We start from the raw sequence: 16,959 nt of genomic DNA on the forward strand, positions 1-16,959 counted from the left end.
AACAACGCTAAGAGCATTGGCGGGGAGTGAACCCCGCCACTCATTTAGTCGTAGTTATCCTTAACGCACCCGCACTACTAACCCGCTACTGCTGGTTTTTAATCACCGCCCTTCTCTTCGCAGAAAATGACCTGAAAAACGTTGAGGATCGAACAATCTCATGAACTGGCCTGAAGCCTTTGCCTACGTAGGCATCGCGTTCGCGATTGCCTGGGCACTTAGAAATATTTAACCCCACCACCAACTGTCCCGCCCTACCGCCACCAGCCTGATTAAACTCCGCCGGAGAAGACCATATCCGACGGTCTGGGCTTTTGCGCGCCCTGGGCGGGCAAAACACGAGATACAGACCATGTCTACCACACCGAATATCGTCTTCAACGAAGAGTGGGTTGTTGAAGCCAAATTGTGCGAAAAAACTGGGCTATCGAAGCGTCAGGTCGGTGGTTATCGAAACCATCGCTGGATAGAAGGAGTCCACTTTAAAAAAGTTCTCCAGACTTTGGGGGATGGAAAATCACCCCGTTGCACAGTCTGGTACAACTACCCTCAGATCAATCAGTTCGTGCAGGAGGCGTAGTTTGTTATTCCCAACTGGGGTAGAAATCCATAATGGTAAGATTCGCATAGTCTTTAGTTACCGCGGCAACCGTTGCCGCGAAACGCTGAAAGGCTGGGTCGTCAATAATGCAAATATCAAAAAGGCTGGCCACTTACGTGCCAAAATTCATAGTGAAATTCAGCTCGGCGTCTTCGACTACTTAACGCAGTTCCCTGACTCCAGAACCGCAAAGAAATATTATTCCACGCTGAGAATTAACACATTCCAAGAGTTGTGCGCTGCCTACCATGACGCGAAAGAACTGGATATTACGCACGCTTCAATGCGTAACCTGGAATCGACCATTTCCACACTGACCCGCCTGATAGGACCCTCGACGCTAATTAGCGAAATCCAGCAGATGGATATTCTCAACTATCGTAAAATACTCCTGACTGGTCCTGTGGTTAACGAGAAGTACCCTCACCTGAACAAAACAGGCCGGGCGCCTGCAACAGTCAACGAGCAAATCCGTATACTCTGCGCCATGATGAAATTCGCCCAAAATAGCAACTTCATCAACCATAGCCCTTTTGAAAAAATCACCATGTTGAAACGTCCCAAAAAAGCGCCAGACCCATTAACGAAGAATGAATATGCAGAGCTAATTAAGGCCGTTCCGAAAGCCATGGTTAATCTATGGGTAGTAGCTTTCTATACTGGCATGCGTCACGGTGAACTTTGCGCGCTAAGCTGGGATGACGTGGATCTTAAGAAAGGAACGATCCATGTACACCGTAATATTAACAACTACGACCAATTTGGGCCGCCAAAAACAGACGCGGGGGTACGAACGATAACCTTGCTTAAACCCGCACTGGATGCTCTACAGGCTCAATTTGCGATAACCGGGAAAGATAATAAAACCGAGATTATTTTCCATCGCCGGGAATACGCCAGCATGGAACACCAGAAGGTGCGGTTCGTTTTTCGCCCACTGAGAAACTCAAAAGAGCCGAACCCGTACTACTCCAAAAATGCGCTTCGTTACAGTTGGAAGGTTGGCATCGAGAAATCGGGGATCCGCAATCGGGTGCCCTATCAGTCAAGGCACACATATGCCTGCTGGACCCTATCTGCTGGGGCAAATCCTTCGTTTATCGCAACCCAGATGGGACATGAAAATGCGAGGATGGTTTATGAGATTTATTCAAAATGGATGAGTGAAAAGGACAAGGATGAAATCGCTATGCTGAACGCAAAGATGTTGTAATTGCCCCCATAGTGCCCCCAAATACTTGTATCATCGAAATTTTTTCAATGCTTTTAATTAGTTACAGCACTGTTGTATAATGCCGTGCACTTTACCTAAAAATACGAGTGCGACCATGATTGATACTTCTCTCCCCTTAACCGACGTCCATCGCCACCTTGATGGTAACATCCGTGCCCAAACGATCCTCGATCTGGGTCGCCAGTTCAATTTAACCCTCCCGGCACAGACGCTGGAAACGTTGATCCCTCATGTGCAAGTGACGTCAACCGAGCCTGATTTGGTCAGTTTTTTATCCAAACTGGACTGGGGCGTAAAGGTTCTGGCCTCGCTGGACGCCTGCCGCCGCGTCGCGTTTGAAAATATTGAGGATGCCGCACGTAACGGCCTGCACTATGTTGAACTACGTTTTTCCCCTGGCTACATGGCAATGACCCATCAACTCCCTGTAGCAGGCGTGGTTGAAGCCGTTATTGCAGGCGTGCGCGAAGGCTGCAAGGCCTTTGGCGTTGAAGCGCGTTTAATTGGCATTATGAGTCGTACCTTCGGCGAAGCCGCCTGCCTGCAGGAACTTGATGCGCTGTTAGCACACCGTGACCATATTACTGCGCTGGATCTGGCCGGTGACGAACTGGGCTTCCCGGGTAGTTTGTTCCTGTCACATTTCAACCAGGCACGCGATGCAGGCTGGCATATCACCGTCCATGCCGGCGAAGCCGCGGGACCAGAAAGTATCTGGCAGGCCATTAAAGAATTGGGCGCTGAACGCATTGGTCATGGTGTTAAAGCGGTCGAAGATCGCGCATTGATGGATTATCTCGCCGAACACCGTATCGGCATTGAATCCTGCCTGACATCGAACATCCAGACCAGCACCGTCGCTACGCTGGCGACCCATCCGCTGAAAACATTTCTTGAACATGGCGTTGTGGCCAGTCTGAATACGGACGATCCGGCGGTTCAGGGTGTCGATATTATTCACGAGTACACCATTGCCGCACCTGCCGCAGGTTTAACTCGCGAACAGATCCGCCAGGCGCAAATCAATGGTCTGGAAATGGCATTCCTGAGTAACGAAGAGAAACGTACGCTGCGCGAGAAAGTCGCGGCAGCGTGACGCTTGTCCGGCCTACGTGGCGTTGCATTGTAGGCCGGAGCAAATGCCGGGGCATCCGCCATCCGGCATGAGCCTTATCAGGCAAGGCAAAGCGTGGAGCGATGTTTTGCGGACTCAAGGCCAAGCTCAATCAGCTCCATAATCTGGATAGCTTGTCTCGCCGGGACCGGGTTTTCACCATTACCGTTCAGCGCATCACGGATGCCTGCATAGTACGCCGGGTAATTACCTGGCACGGTCAGCCAGGTCTCTTCAACCCGCTCATCGCCTTCAACTCGCGTCAATACGCCATCGCGCATGTCGTAACCCCAGTCTTCCTGAGGCAGGCGCTCGCCATTTTTCAGACGTTCTTCCTGTGGGTCAAGACCATACTTGACGTAGCTCCCGCGTGAGCCGTGCACGATATAGCGGGCCGATTCTGCGGCCGCCAGCATGGTTCCATGCAGAATCACACGACGCTGTGGATACGTCAGAATGGCATGGAAGTAATCTGTCGATTGCGCGCCCGGACGCAGTTGCGCCAGATCTACCGTCATACTGACCGGCAAACCAAACAGATTAATCGCTTGATCCAAAAGATGTGGTGCTAAATCATACCAAATACCGCTGCCCGGACCGCCCTGTTCACGCCAACGGTCCCGAACCTGCGGGCGGAAACGATCGAAGTGGGACTCAAAATAGGCAACTTCGCCCAAAACGCCATCCGCCAATAGCGCTTTCAACGTCAGAAAATCACTGTCCCAGCGCCGGTTATGGAAAACGGATAGTACGCGCCCCAGACTACGCGCGAGAGCATCCAGCTCACGAGCTTGTGACAGTGTCACGGTAAACGGTTTATCAACAACCACATGTTTACCCGCTTCCAGTGCGGCCTTCGCTAACGGGAAGTGCGTGTCATTTGGCGTAGGGATCACAATCAGGTCAATATTAGGATCGTTAAAAAGGTGCTTAGGCTCAGCAACAACCGTCACTGTAGGCCAGTCGGCCTTCACTTTTGCTTCATCGCTACTGGACACCGCGGCCAGTTCCAGGCCTGGTGTGCCCACAATCAGGGGGGCATGGAAGGTTTTACTGGCGTAACCATAGCCGATTAGCCCAACGCGGATGTTGTCACTCATGTTATTGCCTCTCAATTCAGACTGACCTATTTCACACCATACCTTGCAACGTCTCAATAGTTTAATAACCTTTGCGCTACAAAGGTTGTTTATTAACTTAAGTCAAACATATGCTTCTTAAGCTGAATTTGCCGCGAAAAAGTGGCTGAAATCGTTCCCAATCTTCTTGCTGTATTATGGAGAGATTAGTAACATTTGCAGCCTGTGTTTATGGATAAATCAAAGCAAATGTCATCAGTAATGAATCGTCTTATTGAGTTAGCAGGTTGGATTGTTCTTGCGGTCTCCGTGATCCTGCTGGGTATTGCCAATCATATTGACAATTACCAGCCACCGGAGCCAATTGCAGCAGTGCAGAAAAAATAAGCGTCATCAGCTTTTTTCGACCCGCAATTCACCTTTACGCATTGCTGGGTCCGGCTGTAAAAGATCCAATTCTGTCAAAAAAAGCGAATTATGCCGCATCCCGCTCCCGCGCGTATTGCCTGGGATCGCGAAGCGCGCTAACCTTGCCGCAGGCGTAAATAGCGCCTGCTTTTTACAGGTATGCATACTCTTCTTACATTTGCGCGCAAATCCGCTTTTACCTGTGCACGTTGTTTATTTCTTAATATTTTCTACTCCGTTGGTATTATTTTATATATGGATTGCTCTTTATGACTGTTCAGGATTACTTATTAAAATTCCGTAAAATTAGTTCACTCGAAAGTCTGGAAAAACTGTTCGATCATCTTAACTACACGCTCACCGACGATAGCGACATTATCAATATGTACCGTGCAGCAGACCACCGTCGTGCGGAGCTCATCTCCGGAGGTCGTCTGTTTGACGTCGGTCAGGTGCCTAAATCAGTCTGGCATTACGTGCAATAAAGAAGAAAGTAGCGCTCAACGTTAAAAGCTTTATAATAATTGCCCCAAAATGAATGGCATGTTTGATCGCGCGCGTAAACCTGGAGAAGAGATGACTACCACACCGGCACAACGTATCGGAGGCTGGCTACTTGGGCCATTGGCCTGGCTGTTAGTTGCGTTGTTGAGTGCTTCGCTGGCGTTGTTACTTTACGTCACTGCGCTGGCCACACCGCAAACCTTCCAAACGCTTGGTGAGCAAAGTACGACCAATTTGTTGTTATGGGGCGTCTCTTTTATTACGGCTATCGCCATGTGGTATTACACGTTATGGCTGACGATTGCGTTTTTCAAACGCAGAACCTGCGTGCCGAAGCACTATATTTTATGGCTGTTGATCTCCGTGTTACTGGCGATTAAAGCGTTTGCGTTTTCACCCGTCCCGGACGCCTTTGCCGTGCGCCAACTGCTGTTCCCTTTGTTAGCAGCAGCACTGCTGGTGCCCTACTTCAAGCGCTCACAGCGCGTTAAGTCGACGTTTGTGAACCCGTAATAACCCTACAGTTAACCTGTTGTCGCCTGTTGTAGATTGTCAGATAATAGGCGGCTTTTTTATTTCAGGCCGAAAAATGACTGATTACCTGCTGCTGTTTGTCGGAACTGTGCTGGTCAACAACTTTGTACTGGTTAAGTTTCTGGGCCTCTGTCCGTTCATGGGCGTTTCCAAAAAACTGGAAACCGCAATGGGTATGGGCCTGGCCACGACGTTTGTCATGACGCTGGCCTCTATTTGCGCATGGTTGATTGATACCTGGATCCTCATTCCGCTCAATCTCATCTATCTGCGCACGCTGGCTTTTATTCTGGTCATCGCCGTCGTCGTGCAATTTACCGAGATGGTGGTCCGTAAAACCAGCCCTGCGCTTTACCGCCTGCTGGGGATCTTCTTACCGCTGATCACCACAAACTGTGCGGTGTTGGGGGTGGCGTTGCTGAATATTAACCTCGGCCATAACTTCTTACAGTCGGCGCTATACGGTTTTTCTGCCGCCGTCGGCTTCTCACTGGTAATGGTACTGTTTGCCGCCATTCGCGAACGCCTCGCTGTAGCAGACGTCCCTGCTCCGTTTCGCGGTAATGCGATTGCGCTGATTACCGCCGGTTTAATGTCATTGGCCTTTATGGGCTTTAGTGGTTTGGTGAAGTTGTAATGAATGCTATCTGGATTGCCGTTGCCGCAGTGAGTCTGCTGGGTCTGGCGTTCGGCGCTATTTTGGGTTACGCCTCGCGACGCTTTGCCGTTGAGGATGACCCGGTCGTGGAGAAAATTGATGAAATTCTCCCGCAAAGCCAGTGTGGACAGTGCGGTTATCCAGGCTGTCATCCCTATGCTGAAGCGATCGGCTCGCAGGGTGAAAAAATCAATCGTTGCGCGCCCGGTGGTGAAGCCGTGATGTTAAAAATCGCTGCCCTGTTGAACGTCGACCCGCAGCCGATTGATGGTGATGAACAAGATGTTACGCCCGTGCGAATGCTGGCGGTCATTGATGAAAATAATTGTATTGGTTGCACAAAGTGCATTCAGGCCTGTCCGGTCGATGCCATTGTGGGTGCGACCCGCGCCATGCACACAGTGATGAGCGATCTCTGCACCGGCTGCAACCTGTGCGTTGACCCATGTCCAACGCAATGTATCGAATTACGCCCGGTGGCTGAGACGCCCGATAGCTGGAAATGGGATTTAAACACTATCCCTGTGCGCATCATTCCTGTGGAACAACATGTTTAAGTTATTCTCTGCATTCAGAAAAAACAAAATCTGGGACTTTGATGGCGGCATTCATCCACCAGAAATGAAGACCCAGTCAAACGGTACGCCGCTGCGGCAGGTTCCGCTGGCGCCGCGCTTCGTTATTCCCCTGAAACAACATATTGGCGCGGAAGGTGAACTGTGTGTCAACGTGGGCGACACCGTCCTGCGTGGCCAGGCGTTAACCATCGGGCGTGGCAAAATGCTGCCGGTACATGCGCCAACGTCAGGCACTATTGTTGCTATTGCGCCGCATTCCACCGCACACCCTTCGGCATTAGCCGAGCTAAGCGTCATCATTGATGCCGATGGCGAAGACCGCTGGATTGAGCGTGATGGCTGGGCCGATTACCGTTCCCGTAGTCGGGAAGAGCTTATTGCACGTATTCATCAGTACGGCGTCGCCGGTCTGGGCGGCGCAGGTTTCCCAACCGGGGTTAAGCTACAGGGCGGCGGCGATAAAATTGAAACGCTGATCATCAACGCCGCAGAATGCGAGCCGTACATTACGGCGGATGACCGTCTGATGCAGGACTGCGCGGCTCAGGTCGTCGAGGGTATCCGCATCCTCGCGCACATTCTTCAGCCGCGTGAGATCCTGCTGGGAATAGAAGATAACAAACCGCAGGCAATTTCCATGCTGCGTGCGGTGCTGGCCAATTCACACGATATCAGCTTACGCGTGATCCCAACCAAGTACCCGTCCGGCGGCGCCAAGCAGTTAACGCAAATTCTGACCGGTAAGCAGGTACCTCATGGCGGACGCTCCTCAGATATTGGCGTGCTGATGCAAAACGTCGGGACCGCCTACGCGATTAAACGTGCGGTCATTGACGGAGAACCTATTACCGAGCGTGTTGTGACGCTTACAGGCGAAGCCGTCAGCCGTCCGGGCAACGTCTGGGCGCGTTTAGGTACGCCGGTTCGTCATCTGCTCAGCGACGCGGGTTTCTGCCCTTCCGCCGACCAGATGGTGATTATGGGCGGGCCGCTGATGGGGTTTACGCTGCCATGGCTGGATGTACCGGTGGTGAAGATCACCAACTGCCTTCTGGCCCCCTCTGCCAGTGAAATGGGTGAAACGCCGGAGGAGAAAGGCTGCATTCGCTGTAGCGCCTGCGCCGATGCCTGCCCGGCCGATCTTCTGCCGCAGCAACTCTACTGGTTCAGTAAAGGGCAGCAGCACGATAAAGCCACAACTCACAATATTGCAGACTGCATCGAATGCGGCGCTTGCGCATGGGTATGCCCGAGCAACATTCCGCTGGTGCAGTATTTCCGTCAGGAAAAGGCCGAGATTTACGCTATTAGCCAGGAAGAAAAACGCGCCGCGGAAGCCAAAGCACGTTTTGAAGCCCGGCAGGCGCGACTTGAGCGTGAAAAAGCCGCACGTCTTGAACGCCACAAAAGTGCTGCCGTACAACCTGCGGCTAAAGATCATGATGCCATCGCCGCCGCGCTGGCTCGCGTAAAAGAGAAACAGGCTCAGGCAATGCAACCGGTTGTTATTCAGGCTGGCGAAAAACCTGACAATAGCGCAGTGATTGCCGCTCGCGAGGCGCGTAAAGCACAGGCTCGTGCGGCCCGGACGGAAAATTCACACAAAATTGAAGACAGCAGCGCGGGTACCGACCCGCGTAAAGCGGCAGTCGAAGCGGCTATCGCCCGCGCCAAGGCCCGTAAACTTGAGCAGCAGCCGGTCACTGAAATCGCTGAACCGGTTGACCCACGTAAAGCGGCAGTTGAAGCGGCAATCGCCCGCGCCAAAGCCCGTAAGCTTGAGCAGCAGTCGGTGACTGAAACCGCTGAACCGGTGGATCCGCGCAAAGCCGCCGTCGAAGCGGCAATCGCCCGCGCCAAAGCCCGTAAGCTTGAGCAGCAGACGGTAACGGAAACAGCAGAACCGGTGGATCCGCGTAAAGCCGCCGTCGAAGCGGCAATCGCCCGCGCCAAAGCCCGTAAGCTTGAGCAGCAGTCGGTGACTGAAACCGCTGAACCGGTGGATCCGCGTAAAGCCGCCGTCGCGGCCGCTATCGCACGCGCCCAGGCTAAAAAAGCCGCACAGCAGCAGGTTGTAAACGAGGAATAAATGGTATTCAGAATAGCAAGCTCCCCCTATACCCATAACCAGCGTCAGACATCACGCATCATGATGTTGGTGTTACTTGCTGCATTGCCGGGGATCGTCGCGCAGCTGTGGTTCTTTGGCTGGGGGACGTTGTTGCAGATCGTTCTGGCCGCCATTAGCGCCATCGGCGCCGAAGCGGCTGTACTTAAACTGCGGAAACAACCCATTGCGCCGATTTTAAAAGATAACTCCGCGCTCCTTACGGGGTTGCTGCTGGCCGTGAGTATTCCTCCGCTGGCCCCCTGGTGGATGGTGGTATTAGGCACAGTATTTGCCGTTATCATTGCAAAACAGCTGTATGGCGGCCTCGGACAAAACCCGTTCAATCCCGCCATGATTGGCTACGTCGTACTGCTTATCTCATTCCCGGTGCAGATGACAAGCTGGCTGCCGCCGCAGGAAATTGCAGCCACGGTACCCGGATTCTTTGACGCTCTGAACGTAATCTTTACCGGACATACCACGGGCGGCAGCGATATGAACGCGCTCCGTATGGGAATCGACGGCATCAGCCAGGCTACGCCCCTTGATACCTTCAAGACTTCTCTGCATGCGGGACGAACGGTTGAACAGGTAATGCAGTACCCGATTTACAGCGGCATGCTCGCGGGTGCCGGATGGCAGTGGGTTAACCTTGCCTGGTTGGTTGGCGGCATTGTGCTGTTATGGCAAAAAGCGATTCGCTGGCATATCCCGGTTAGTTTCCTGCTGTCGCTCGCTGTTTGCGCTACTTTAGGCTGGATTTTCTCGCCAGAGTCGCTGGCATCGCCTCAGTTACATCTACTTTCTGGCGCGACGATGCTCGGCGCTTTCTTTATTCTTACCGATCCCGTTACGGCATCGACCACCAACCGTGGTCGCCTGATTTTTGGCGCGCTTGCGGGTTTGTTAGTGTGGTTAATCCGCAGTTTTGGTGGCTATCCTGATGGCGTGGCCTTTGCCGTGTTGCTGGCAAATATTACGGTTCCCCTGATTGATTATTACACCCGCCCTCGCGTGTACGGACATCGCTAAGGACAACATATGCTGAAAACGATTCGTAAACACGGTATTACTCTGGCGCTGTTTGCCGCCGGATCTACGGGGTTAACCGCGGCAATCAATCAATTAACCAAATCCACTATCGATGAACAAGCGGCGTTGCAGCAAAAAGTATTGTTTGATCAGGTTCTGCCTGGCAATCGCTACAATAACGCGTTGTCTGAGAGTTGCTATCTGGTGAATGCGCAAGCGTTAGGTAAAGGGACTCACCGTGTGTATATCGCGCGCCAGGACGATCGACCTGTTGCGGCAATTCTCGAAGCCACTGCCCCAGATGGTTATTCCGGCGCTATTCAACTGTTGGTTGGTGTGGATTTCACAGGTACCGTATTGGGCACACGCGTAACTGAACACCATGAAACGCCGGGGCTGGGCGATAAAATTGAGCTGCGTCTGTCCGACTGGATCACCCACTTTAGCGGCAAAACGATCGGCGCGGGTAACGATGCCCATTGGGCGGTGAAGAAAGATGGCGGCGACTTCGACCAGTTTACTGGCGCAACCATTACGCCGCGTGCGGTAGTTAATGCGGTGAAACGCGCCGGTTTGTATGCGCAGACGTTGCCAGCGCAACTCCCTCAACTTAGCGCCTGTGGAGAATAAACCATGAGCGAAATTAAAGATGTCATTGTCCAGGGGTTATGGAAAAATAACTCCGCGCTTGTGCAGTTACTTGGTATGTGCCCGCTGCTGGCGGTAACTTCTACCGCCACCAATGCGTTAGGTCTGGGACTGGCGACTACGCTCGTCCTGACGCTGACGAACCTGACCATTTCAGCCCTGCGTCGCTGGACACCGTCTGAAATTCGTATTCCGATTTATGTCATGATCATCGCTTCCGTCGTGAGTGCGGTACAGATGCTGATTAATGCTTACGCTTTTGGCCTGTATCAGTCTCTGGGGATCTTTATTCCGCTGATTGTGACCAACTGTATTGTTGTTGGTCGTGCTGAAGCCTTCGCGGCTAAAAAAGGCCCGGCATTATCCGCCCTTGATGGGTTCTCCATCGGTATGGGCGCAACTGGGGCCATGTTTGTTCTGGGCTCGCTGCGTGAAATAATTGGTAACGGCACGCTATTTGATGGCGCAGACGGTCTGTTAGGCAGTTGGGCTAAAGTACTACGCGTAGAGATCTTCCATACCGATACGCCGTTTCTGCTGGCCATGCTGCCACCGGGCGCTTTCATTGGTCTGGGCCTGATGCTGGCGGTGAAATATCTGATCGATGAGAAAATGAAGAAACGTCGTGCCGAAGCGGCTGTTGCAGACAGTCCGGTTGGTGAAACAGGGAATGTGTAATGAACAAAGCAAAACGGCTGGAAATACTGACACGCCTGCGTGATAACAATCCGCATCCAACCACTGAGCTGAATTTTACATCGCCGTTCGAACTGCTGATTTCGGTCTTGCTCTCCGCGCAGGCCACCGATGTCAGCGTCAATAAAGCCACGGCTAAGCTGTACCCTGTCGCCAATACCCCTGCCGCTATGCTGGAGCTCGGCGTAGACGGGGTTAAGTCCTACATCAAGACAATCGGGTTGTTCAACAGCAAAGCGGAGAACGTGATTAAGACCTGCCGCATTCTGCTGGAAAAACATAATGGCGAAGTGCCAGAAGACCGGGCCGCATTAGAGGCCCTGCCCGGGGTTGGGCGAAAAACAGCCAACGTGGTGTTAAATACCGCCTTCGGTTGGCCTACCATTGCGGTAGATACCCATATTTTTCGCGTCTGTAATCGCACGCAATTTGCGCCAGGCAAAAACGTCGAGCAGGTAGAGGAAAAATTACTGAAAGTCGTACCGAGTGAATTTAAAGTCGATTGCCATCACTGGTTAATCCTTCATGGCCGCTACACCTGTATTGCCAGAAAACCGCGCTGCGGTTCTTGCATCATCGAAGATCTCTGCGAATTCAAAGAGAAAGTTGATATCTGATACTGATGGGGCGTTCCCTTTGCCCCTTTGACACATAACGATTAGTTATGCACTCCCTAAACAATCTTTTCCCGTCGATGATGCCATTCAACTGCGCATATCTAACGCATTATTCTTGTGTATAAACACCTGAGCAGGTTAATCGTTTTTTTAGTAATAGAAATTTCTATCTATACGTGATGCAGATCACTCAGACAACACAATGTTAAATAATTTTTATTTTTTAGTTAAAGTGACAATCAGATGACCTTACTGAACAGTTTCTAAACAAAACATTACACTGGCTATTTTTCAGATAATGGCCTATATCACTGGATTCAACCGCAAATAGCAGAACATATCGCCGCATTACGGTTTTTGGGTGACTTAAACAGTGTAAAAATCTGCGATTTTTCAAATGAAAAAATTTAACGCTAGATAACATTTCTCTGTACCGATGATTTCACCACCCAGGATATATGTAACAGATTATTACAAACCACTTGTCTGAATGGTCAAGATAGTGAACATTACTTGCCGTTTCCCCTCCCACTATAACAATCGGACGGATGAACTTGATTCATCACGTACCTGAACACCCCCGTTGATATGGGATGTAAAAAAAGAGGTAAAAGTGTCTACTGCAAACAATAAACCAACAGAAAGCGTTAGTTTAAACGCCTTCAAACAACCGAAAGCGTTCTATCTCATTTTCTCGATAGAGCTGTGGGAACGTTTTGGTTATTACGGCCTGCAAGGGATTATGGCCGTCTACCTGGTTAAGCAACTGGGTATGTCAGAAGCGGATTCCATCACCCTTTTCTCGTCCTTTAGCGCCCTGGTGTATGGTCTGGTTGCCATCGGCGGCTGGTTAGGTGATAAAGTTCTGGGAACAAAACGTGTCATTATGCTGGGCGCCATTGTTCTGGCCATCGGTTATGCGCTGGTTGCATGGTCCGGTCACGATGCCGGTATTGTTTATATGGGCATGGCGGCCATCGCGGTCGGTAACGGCCTGTTTAAAGCCAACCCATCCTCCCTGCTCTCTACCTGCTATGCAAAAGATGACCCGCGTCTTGATGGTGCATTTACCATGTACTACATGTCCGTCAACATCGGTTCATTCTTCTCTATGCTGGCAACGCCATGGTTAGCTGCGCGTTACGGCTGGAGCACCGCGTTCGCGCTGAGCGTCGTAGGTATGCTGATCACCGTGGTTAACTTCGCATTCTGTCAGCGCTGGGTTAAACAGTACGGTTCTAAACCTGACTTTGAGCCGATCAACTTCCGTAACCTGCTGCTGACCATCGCTGGCGTTGTGGTTCTGATTGCGATTGCGACCTGGCTGCTGCACAACCAGGAAATCGCCCGTATGGTTCTGGGTGTGATTGCCATTGGTATCGTATTTATCTTCGGTAAAGAAGCCTTCACCATGCACGGTGCTGCGCGTCGTAAAATGATCGTCGCCTTCATTCTGATGCTGGAAGCGATTATCTTCTTCGTGCTGTACAGCCAGATGCCGACTTCACTGAACTTCTTCGCGATTCGTAACGTTGAACACTCTATTCTGGGTATTGCTTTTGAACCTGAGCAGTACCAGGCGCTGAACCCGTTCTGGATCATCATTGGTAGCCCAATCCTCGCCGCTATCTATAACAAGATGGGTGATACGCTGCCGATGCCGACCAAGTTCGCGATTGGTATGGTGCTGTGTTCCGGTGCGTTCCTGATCCTGCCGCTGGGTGCGAAATTCGCCACCGATGCGGGCATCGTTTCTGTTAACTGGCTGATCATCTGCTACGGCCTGCAAAGCATCGGTGAACTGATGATTTCCGGTCTGGGTCTCGCCATGGTGGCGCAGCTGGTTCCGCAGCGTCTGATGGGCTTCATCATGGGGAGCTGGTTCCTGACCACTGCCGGTGCAAACATCATCGGCGGTTACGTCGCCAACATGATGGCAGTTCCAGAAAACGTGACTGACCCGCTGATGTCTCTGGAAGTCTACGGTCGTGTGTTCCTGCAGATTGGTGTTGCAACGGCGGTTATCGCTGTTCTGATGCTGCTGACGGCGCCGAAACTGAATCGTATGACTCAGGACGATGACGTTAATGAGAAAGCCTCTAAGGCCGCGACAGCGTAATTCTCAGGGAAACTCATTTTCAGGCCGCTAACTGTTGTTAGCGGCTTTTTTTTTACCTGAGGTAGCACTACCATACGATAAACCTCAGCCAAAAGGAGTTACCGATGAAACTATTCTACAAACCGGGCGCTTGTTCTCTCGCTTCCCACATCACGCTGCGTGAGAGCGGTAAAGATTTCACGCTGGATGGTGTCGATTTGATGAAGAAACGTCTGGAAAACGGCGATGATTTTTTCGCGGTAAACCCCAAAGGACAAGTTCCCGCGCTGCTGCTGGACGACGGTACATTACTAACCGAAGGCGTCGCCATCATGCAGTACCTGGCGGACACAGTGCCAGACCGCCACCTCCTCGCCCCTACCAGCAGCCTCTCCCGTTACAAAACCATCGAATGGCTTAATTACATTGCGACAGAACTGCATAAAGGTTTTACCCCGCTGTTCCGTCCCGATACGCCGGAAGACTTCAAGCCAACCGTTCGCGCGCAGCTGGAGAAAAAAATGCAGTACGTGAATGAATCGCTGAAAGATGAGCAATGGATCTGCGGCCCGCGCTTCAGCATTGCAGACGCTTATCTCTTCACCGTGCTGCGTTGGGCTTATGCGGTTAAGCTGAATATGGCAGGATTAAGCCATATCGAGGCGTATATGGCGCGTATGGCTGAACGCCCGGCGGTTGCCGCAGCGCTTAAAGCAGAAGGGTTGAGCTAATCACTAATGTGCCGGATGGCGGCGCCAGGCGCTTTATCCGGCCTACTTACTTGGCTGGCCGACGGCCAAACGTACGCCCGATAAGCGTGAGCGCCATCGGGCATTGATTACAACTGCGTCGCGCTAAAGTAGTGTTCAGGCATCGCGATACGATCCTGAGCGGCTACCACCTGCAGTTCATACTCATGCATTTCTTTGGTGGCGATCATCACTTCGTACACTGCCGCCGTCACATGCTCAAGCGCCTGCTGTAAAGACGCGCCCTGGAGCAGTTTCACCAGCAGCAAGCCGCTGGTAACGTCACCCACGCCAACCGGCTGACGCGCGCCAAAATCGACTAATGGGCGGCTGATATGCCACGCCTGTTGCGCAGTGACCAGCAGCATCTCGAAACGATCGGTGCTAATACCTGCGCGAGCCAGATGTTTCACCAGCACAATTTCTGGCCCTTGGGCGATCAGCTCACGGGCAGCCATCACCGCTTCAGTCACATTGTGAACCGCATGTTCGCACAGAATTTCTAGTTCAACCAGGTTCGGGGCAATAATGTCGCTGGCGGGAAGCGCATGACGCACATGAAATTCCGCCACGCCCGGCGCGACGATACACCCTTTCTCCGGATGCCCCATCACGGGGTCACAAAAGTATTTTGCCCGCGGATTGGCCGCTTTAACCTGGCGCACAATACCCAGAATATGCTCACCCTGCTCTGCCGAGCCAAGATAGCCGCTTAGTACTGCGTCACAGGTCTGGAGTTTATCGATATCGGCAATACCCTGCACGATTTCAGTCAGATGAGTCGGCGGCATAACGCAACCGGTCCATTTGCCGTACTGCGTGTGGTTAGAGAACTGCACGGTATTTAACGGCCAGACATTTGCGCCAAGACGACGCATCGGAAATTCAGCCGCGCTGTTGCCCGCATGACCAAAAACAACGTGGGACTGGATGGCGAGGATATTTTTCATTTTACTTATCACAACCCTGAAAAAATAAAGGGGCGTAGTTTCCCACGCCCCTGCTAACTAAATCTTACTTCCAGCAAATCAGACAATAGTTCTTCTTGCCACGGCGCAATAAGGTGTAGCGCCCGAAGAGGATATCACTCTCCTGGAAGAAATATTCCGGATCGGATTGCTTCTCACCGTTGATGGTCACCGCGTTAGACGCAATGGTCTTACGCGCCTGGCCGCGAGACGGTTGCAGTTCGGAATCTACCAGCGCCTGCATCAGATCCGCACCTTTCTCCATCTCAATCATCGGCACGCCATCCTGCGCCAGCTGTTCGAAATCCGCTTCGCTCAAATCGCTCAGGTTGCCGTTGAACAAGCTTTCGGTAATGCGTTTTGCCGCAACCAGACCTTCTTCACCGTGAACCAGACGTGTGACCTGCTCAGCCAGAACATACTGGGCGCGCGGTGCTTTACCACTGTTCTTATCTTCTTCTTCCAGCGCATTGATCTCTTCAATGTCCATGAACGTGAAGAATTTCAGGAAGCGATAAACGTCCGCATCGGCGGTGTTGATCCAGAACTGGTAGAATTTGTACGGACTGGTTTTCTTCGGATCCAGCCACACTGCGCCGCCTTCGGTCTTACCAAATTTGGTGCCGTCCGCTTTGGTGATCAGCGGAACGGTCAAACCAAATACCTGATTCTGGTGCAGACGGCGGGTCAGGTCGATACCTGAGGTAATGTTACCCCACTGGTCAGAACCACCAATCTGCAGCGTCACGCCGTGCAGTTTATTCAGGCAGGCAAAGTCATAGCCCTGCAGCAGATTGTAAGAAAACTCGGTAAAGGAGATCCCCTGATCGTCACGGTTCAGACGTTGCTTAACCGCTTCTTTGTTGATCATCTGGTTAACAGAGAAGTGTTTGCCGATATCACGCAGGAAAGTCAGTACATTCATACCGCCAAACCAGTCGTAGTTGTTCGCAGCAATCGCCGAGTTGTCGCCACAGTCGAAATCGAGGAACGGTGCAACCTGCTTACGGATTTTATCCACCCACTCCTGCACGGTGTCTTCGGTATTCAGTTTACGCTCGGCGGCTTTAAAGCTCGGGTCACCAATCAGACCGGTCGCGCCACCTACCAGTGCAACAGGCTTATGGCCTGCCTGCTGGAAGCGTTTCAGGCATAACAATGGAACCAGATGCCCCAAATGCAAGCTGTCAGCGGTAGGATCGAAGCCGCAATAGAGCGCGATCGGGCCTTGCGCCAGTCGCTCTGCTAACGCTTCCTCGTCCGTCACCTGGGCCACCAGCCCCCGCTCTTGCAATTGTTTAATCAAGTTACTGCTTGCCATCAAAATCTCC

The 16,959-nt window shown here is 51.9% G+C and carries 18 protein-coding genes; 15 read left to right on the plus strand and 3 right to left on the minus strand.

Annotation, left to right across the window (positions count from 1 at the left end; all coding sequences use genetic code 11):
* The first annotated feature begins 352 nt into the window (after positions 1 to 352).
* The 3 genes from xisR (at position 353) to add (ending at position 2,931) form a co-directional block, all read left to right on the plus strand.
* A complete protein-coding gene (xisR, locus tag M4I31_RS12475) occupies positions 353 to 580 on the plus strand; it encodes an excisionase family protein (RefSeq protein WP_085049394.1) in 228 nt (75 codons plus the stop codon).
* A 1-nt stretch (position 581) separates the two neighbouring features.
* On the plus strand, positions 582 to 1,814 hold the full coding sequence (locus tag M4I31_RS12480; RefSeq protein ID WP_085049395.1) for a site-specific integrase: 1,233 nt from the start codon (positions 582 to 584) through the stop codon (positions 1,812 to 1,814).
* Positions 1,815 to 1,929: 115 nt separating this feature from the next.
* A complete protein-coding gene (gene add, locus M4I31_RS12485) occupies positions 1,930 to 2,931 on the plus strand; it encodes an adenosine deaminase (RefSeq protein WP_038640426.1) in 1,002 nt (333 codons plus the stop codon).
* A 77-nt stretch (positions 2,932 to 3,008) separates the two neighbouring features.
* Here add and M4I31_RS12490 read toward each other — a convergent pair whose 3' ends face one another.
* Positions 3,009 to 4,049: an oxidoreductase gene (locus tag M4I31_RS12490; protein WP_038640423.1), complete on the minus strand. Its 1,041-nt coding sequence runs from the start codon at positions 4,047 to 4,049 to the stop codon at positions 3,009 to 3,011.
* Positions 4,050 to 4,289: 240 nt separating this feature from the next.
* On the opposite strand from M4I31_RS12490, the gene blr reads away from it, so the two are divergent.
* The 12 genes from blr (at position 4,290) to gstA (ending at position 14,642) form a co-directional block, all read left to right on the plus strand.
* Complete coding sequence (gene blr, locus M4I31_RS12495) at positions 4,290 to 4,415, plus strand: division septum protein Blr (RefSeq protein ID WP_038643149.1); 126 nt, start codon at positions 4,290 to 4,292, stop codon at positions 4,413 to 4,415.
* 290 nt (positions 4,416 to 4,705) lie between these two features.
* The gene (gene ydgT / locus M4I31_RS12500) at positions 4,706 to 4,921 is read left to right on the plus strand and encodes a transcription modulator YdgT (protein WP_003832804.1); all 216 of its coding nucleotides are present in this window, start codon (positions 4,706 to 4,708) and stop codon (positions 4,919 to 4,921) included.
* Positions 4,922 to 5,012: 91 nt separating this feature from the next.
* On the plus strand, positions 5,013 to 5,453 hold the full coding sequence (locus M4I31_RS12505) for a DUF2569 domain-containing protein (protein ID WP_038640418.1): 441 nt from the start codon (positions 5,013 to 5,015) through the stop codon (positions 5,451 to 5,453).
* A gap of 76 nt (positions 5,454 to 5,529) precedes the next feature.
* Complete coding sequence (rsxA, locus tag M4I31_RS12510) at positions 5,530 to 6,111, plus strand: electron transport complex subunit RsxA (RefSeq protein ID WP_003029144.1); 582 nt, start codon at positions 5,530 to 5,532, stop codon at positions 6,109 to 6,111.
* Positions 6,111 to 6,689 (plus strand): electron transport complex subunit RsxB, encoded by a 579-nt coding sequence (rsxB, locus tag M4I31_RS12515; RefSeq protein WP_032943340.1) that lies wholly within the window; start codon positions 6,111 to 6,113, stop codon positions 6,687 to 6,689. Before rsxA ends, rsxB begins: the two co-directional genes overlap by 1 nt.
* On the plus strand, positions 6,682 to 8,799 hold the full coding sequence (rsxC, locus tag M4I31_RS12520; RefSeq protein ID WP_161668268.1) for an electron transport complex subunit RsxC: 2,118 nt from the start codon (positions 6,682 to 6,684) through the stop codon (positions 8,797 to 8,799). The genes rsxB and rsxC overlap by 8 nt, the downstream gene beginning before the upstream one ends.
* Positions 8,800 to 9,852 carry an electron transport complex subunit RsxD gene (gene rsxD, locus M4I31_RS12525; protein ID WP_085049398.1) on the plus strand — a complete coding sequence of 351 codons (1,053 nt, stop codon included), beginning with the start codon at positions 8,800 to 8,802 and terminating at the stop codon, positions 9,850 to 9,852.
* 9 nt (positions 9,853 to 9,861) lie between these two features.
* A complete protein-coding gene (gene rsxG, locus M4I31_RS12530) occupies positions 9,862 to 10,482 on the plus strand; it encodes an electron transport complex subunit RsxG (protein ID WP_085049399.1) in 621 nt (206 codons plus the stop codon).
* A 3-nt stretch (positions 10,483 to 10,485) separates the two neighbouring features.
* Positions 10,486 to 11,178, plus strand: coding sequence for an electron transport complex subunit E (locus M4I31_RS12535; RefSeq protein ID WP_038640410.1), 693 nt, complete (start codon positions 10,486 to 10,488; stop codon positions 11,176 to 11,178).
* Positions 11,178 to 11,813, plus strand: coding sequence for an endonuclease III (gene nth / locus M4I31_RS12540; RefSeq protein ID WP_038640407.1), 636 nt, complete (start codon positions 11,178 to 11,180; stop codon positions 11,811 to 11,813). Before M4I31_RS12535 ends, nth begins: the two co-directional genes overlap by 1 nt.
* A 613-nt stretch (positions 11,814 to 12,426) precedes the next feature.
* Entirely contained in the window at positions 12,427 to 13,932 is a 1,506-nt protein-coding gene (gene dtpA, locus M4I31_RS12545) for a dipeptide/tripeptide permease DtpA (RefSeq protein ID WP_038640405.1), read from the plus strand.
* 104 nt (positions 13,933 to 14,036) lie between these two features.
* Complete coding sequence (gene gstA, locus M4I31_RS12550) at positions 14,037 to 14,642, plus strand: glutathione transferase GstA (RefSeq protein WP_085049400.1); 606 nt, start codon at positions 14,037 to 14,039, stop codon at positions 14,640 to 14,642.
* A gap of 107 nt (positions 14,643 to 14,749) precedes the next feature.
* On the opposite strand, the gene pdxY is transcribed toward gstA, so the two are convergent.
* The gene (gene pdxY, locus M4I31_RS12555) at positions 14,750 to 15,610 is read right to left on the minus strand and encodes a pyridoxal kinase PdxY (RefSeq protein ID WP_038640402.1); all 861 of its coding nucleotides are present in this window, start codon (positions 15,608 to 15,610) and stop codon (positions 14,750 to 14,752) included.
* A 64-nt stretch (positions 15,611 to 15,674) separates the two neighbouring features.
* Positions 15,675 to 16,949 (minus strand): tyrosine--tRNA ligase, encoded by a 1,275-nt coding sequence (gene tyrS / locus M4I31_RS12560; protein ID WP_038640399.1) that lies wholly within the window; start codon positions 16,947 to 16,949, stop codon positions 15,675 to 15,677.
* Positions 16,950 to 16,959: the final 10 nt, after the last annotated feature.

The sequence above is a fragment of the Citrobacter sp. XT1-2-2 genome (genome assembly GCF_023516235.1).
Taxonomy (GTDB): Bacteria; Pseudomonadota; Gammaproteobacteria; order Enterobacterales; family Enterobacteriaceae; genus Citrobacter; species Citrobacter werkmanii.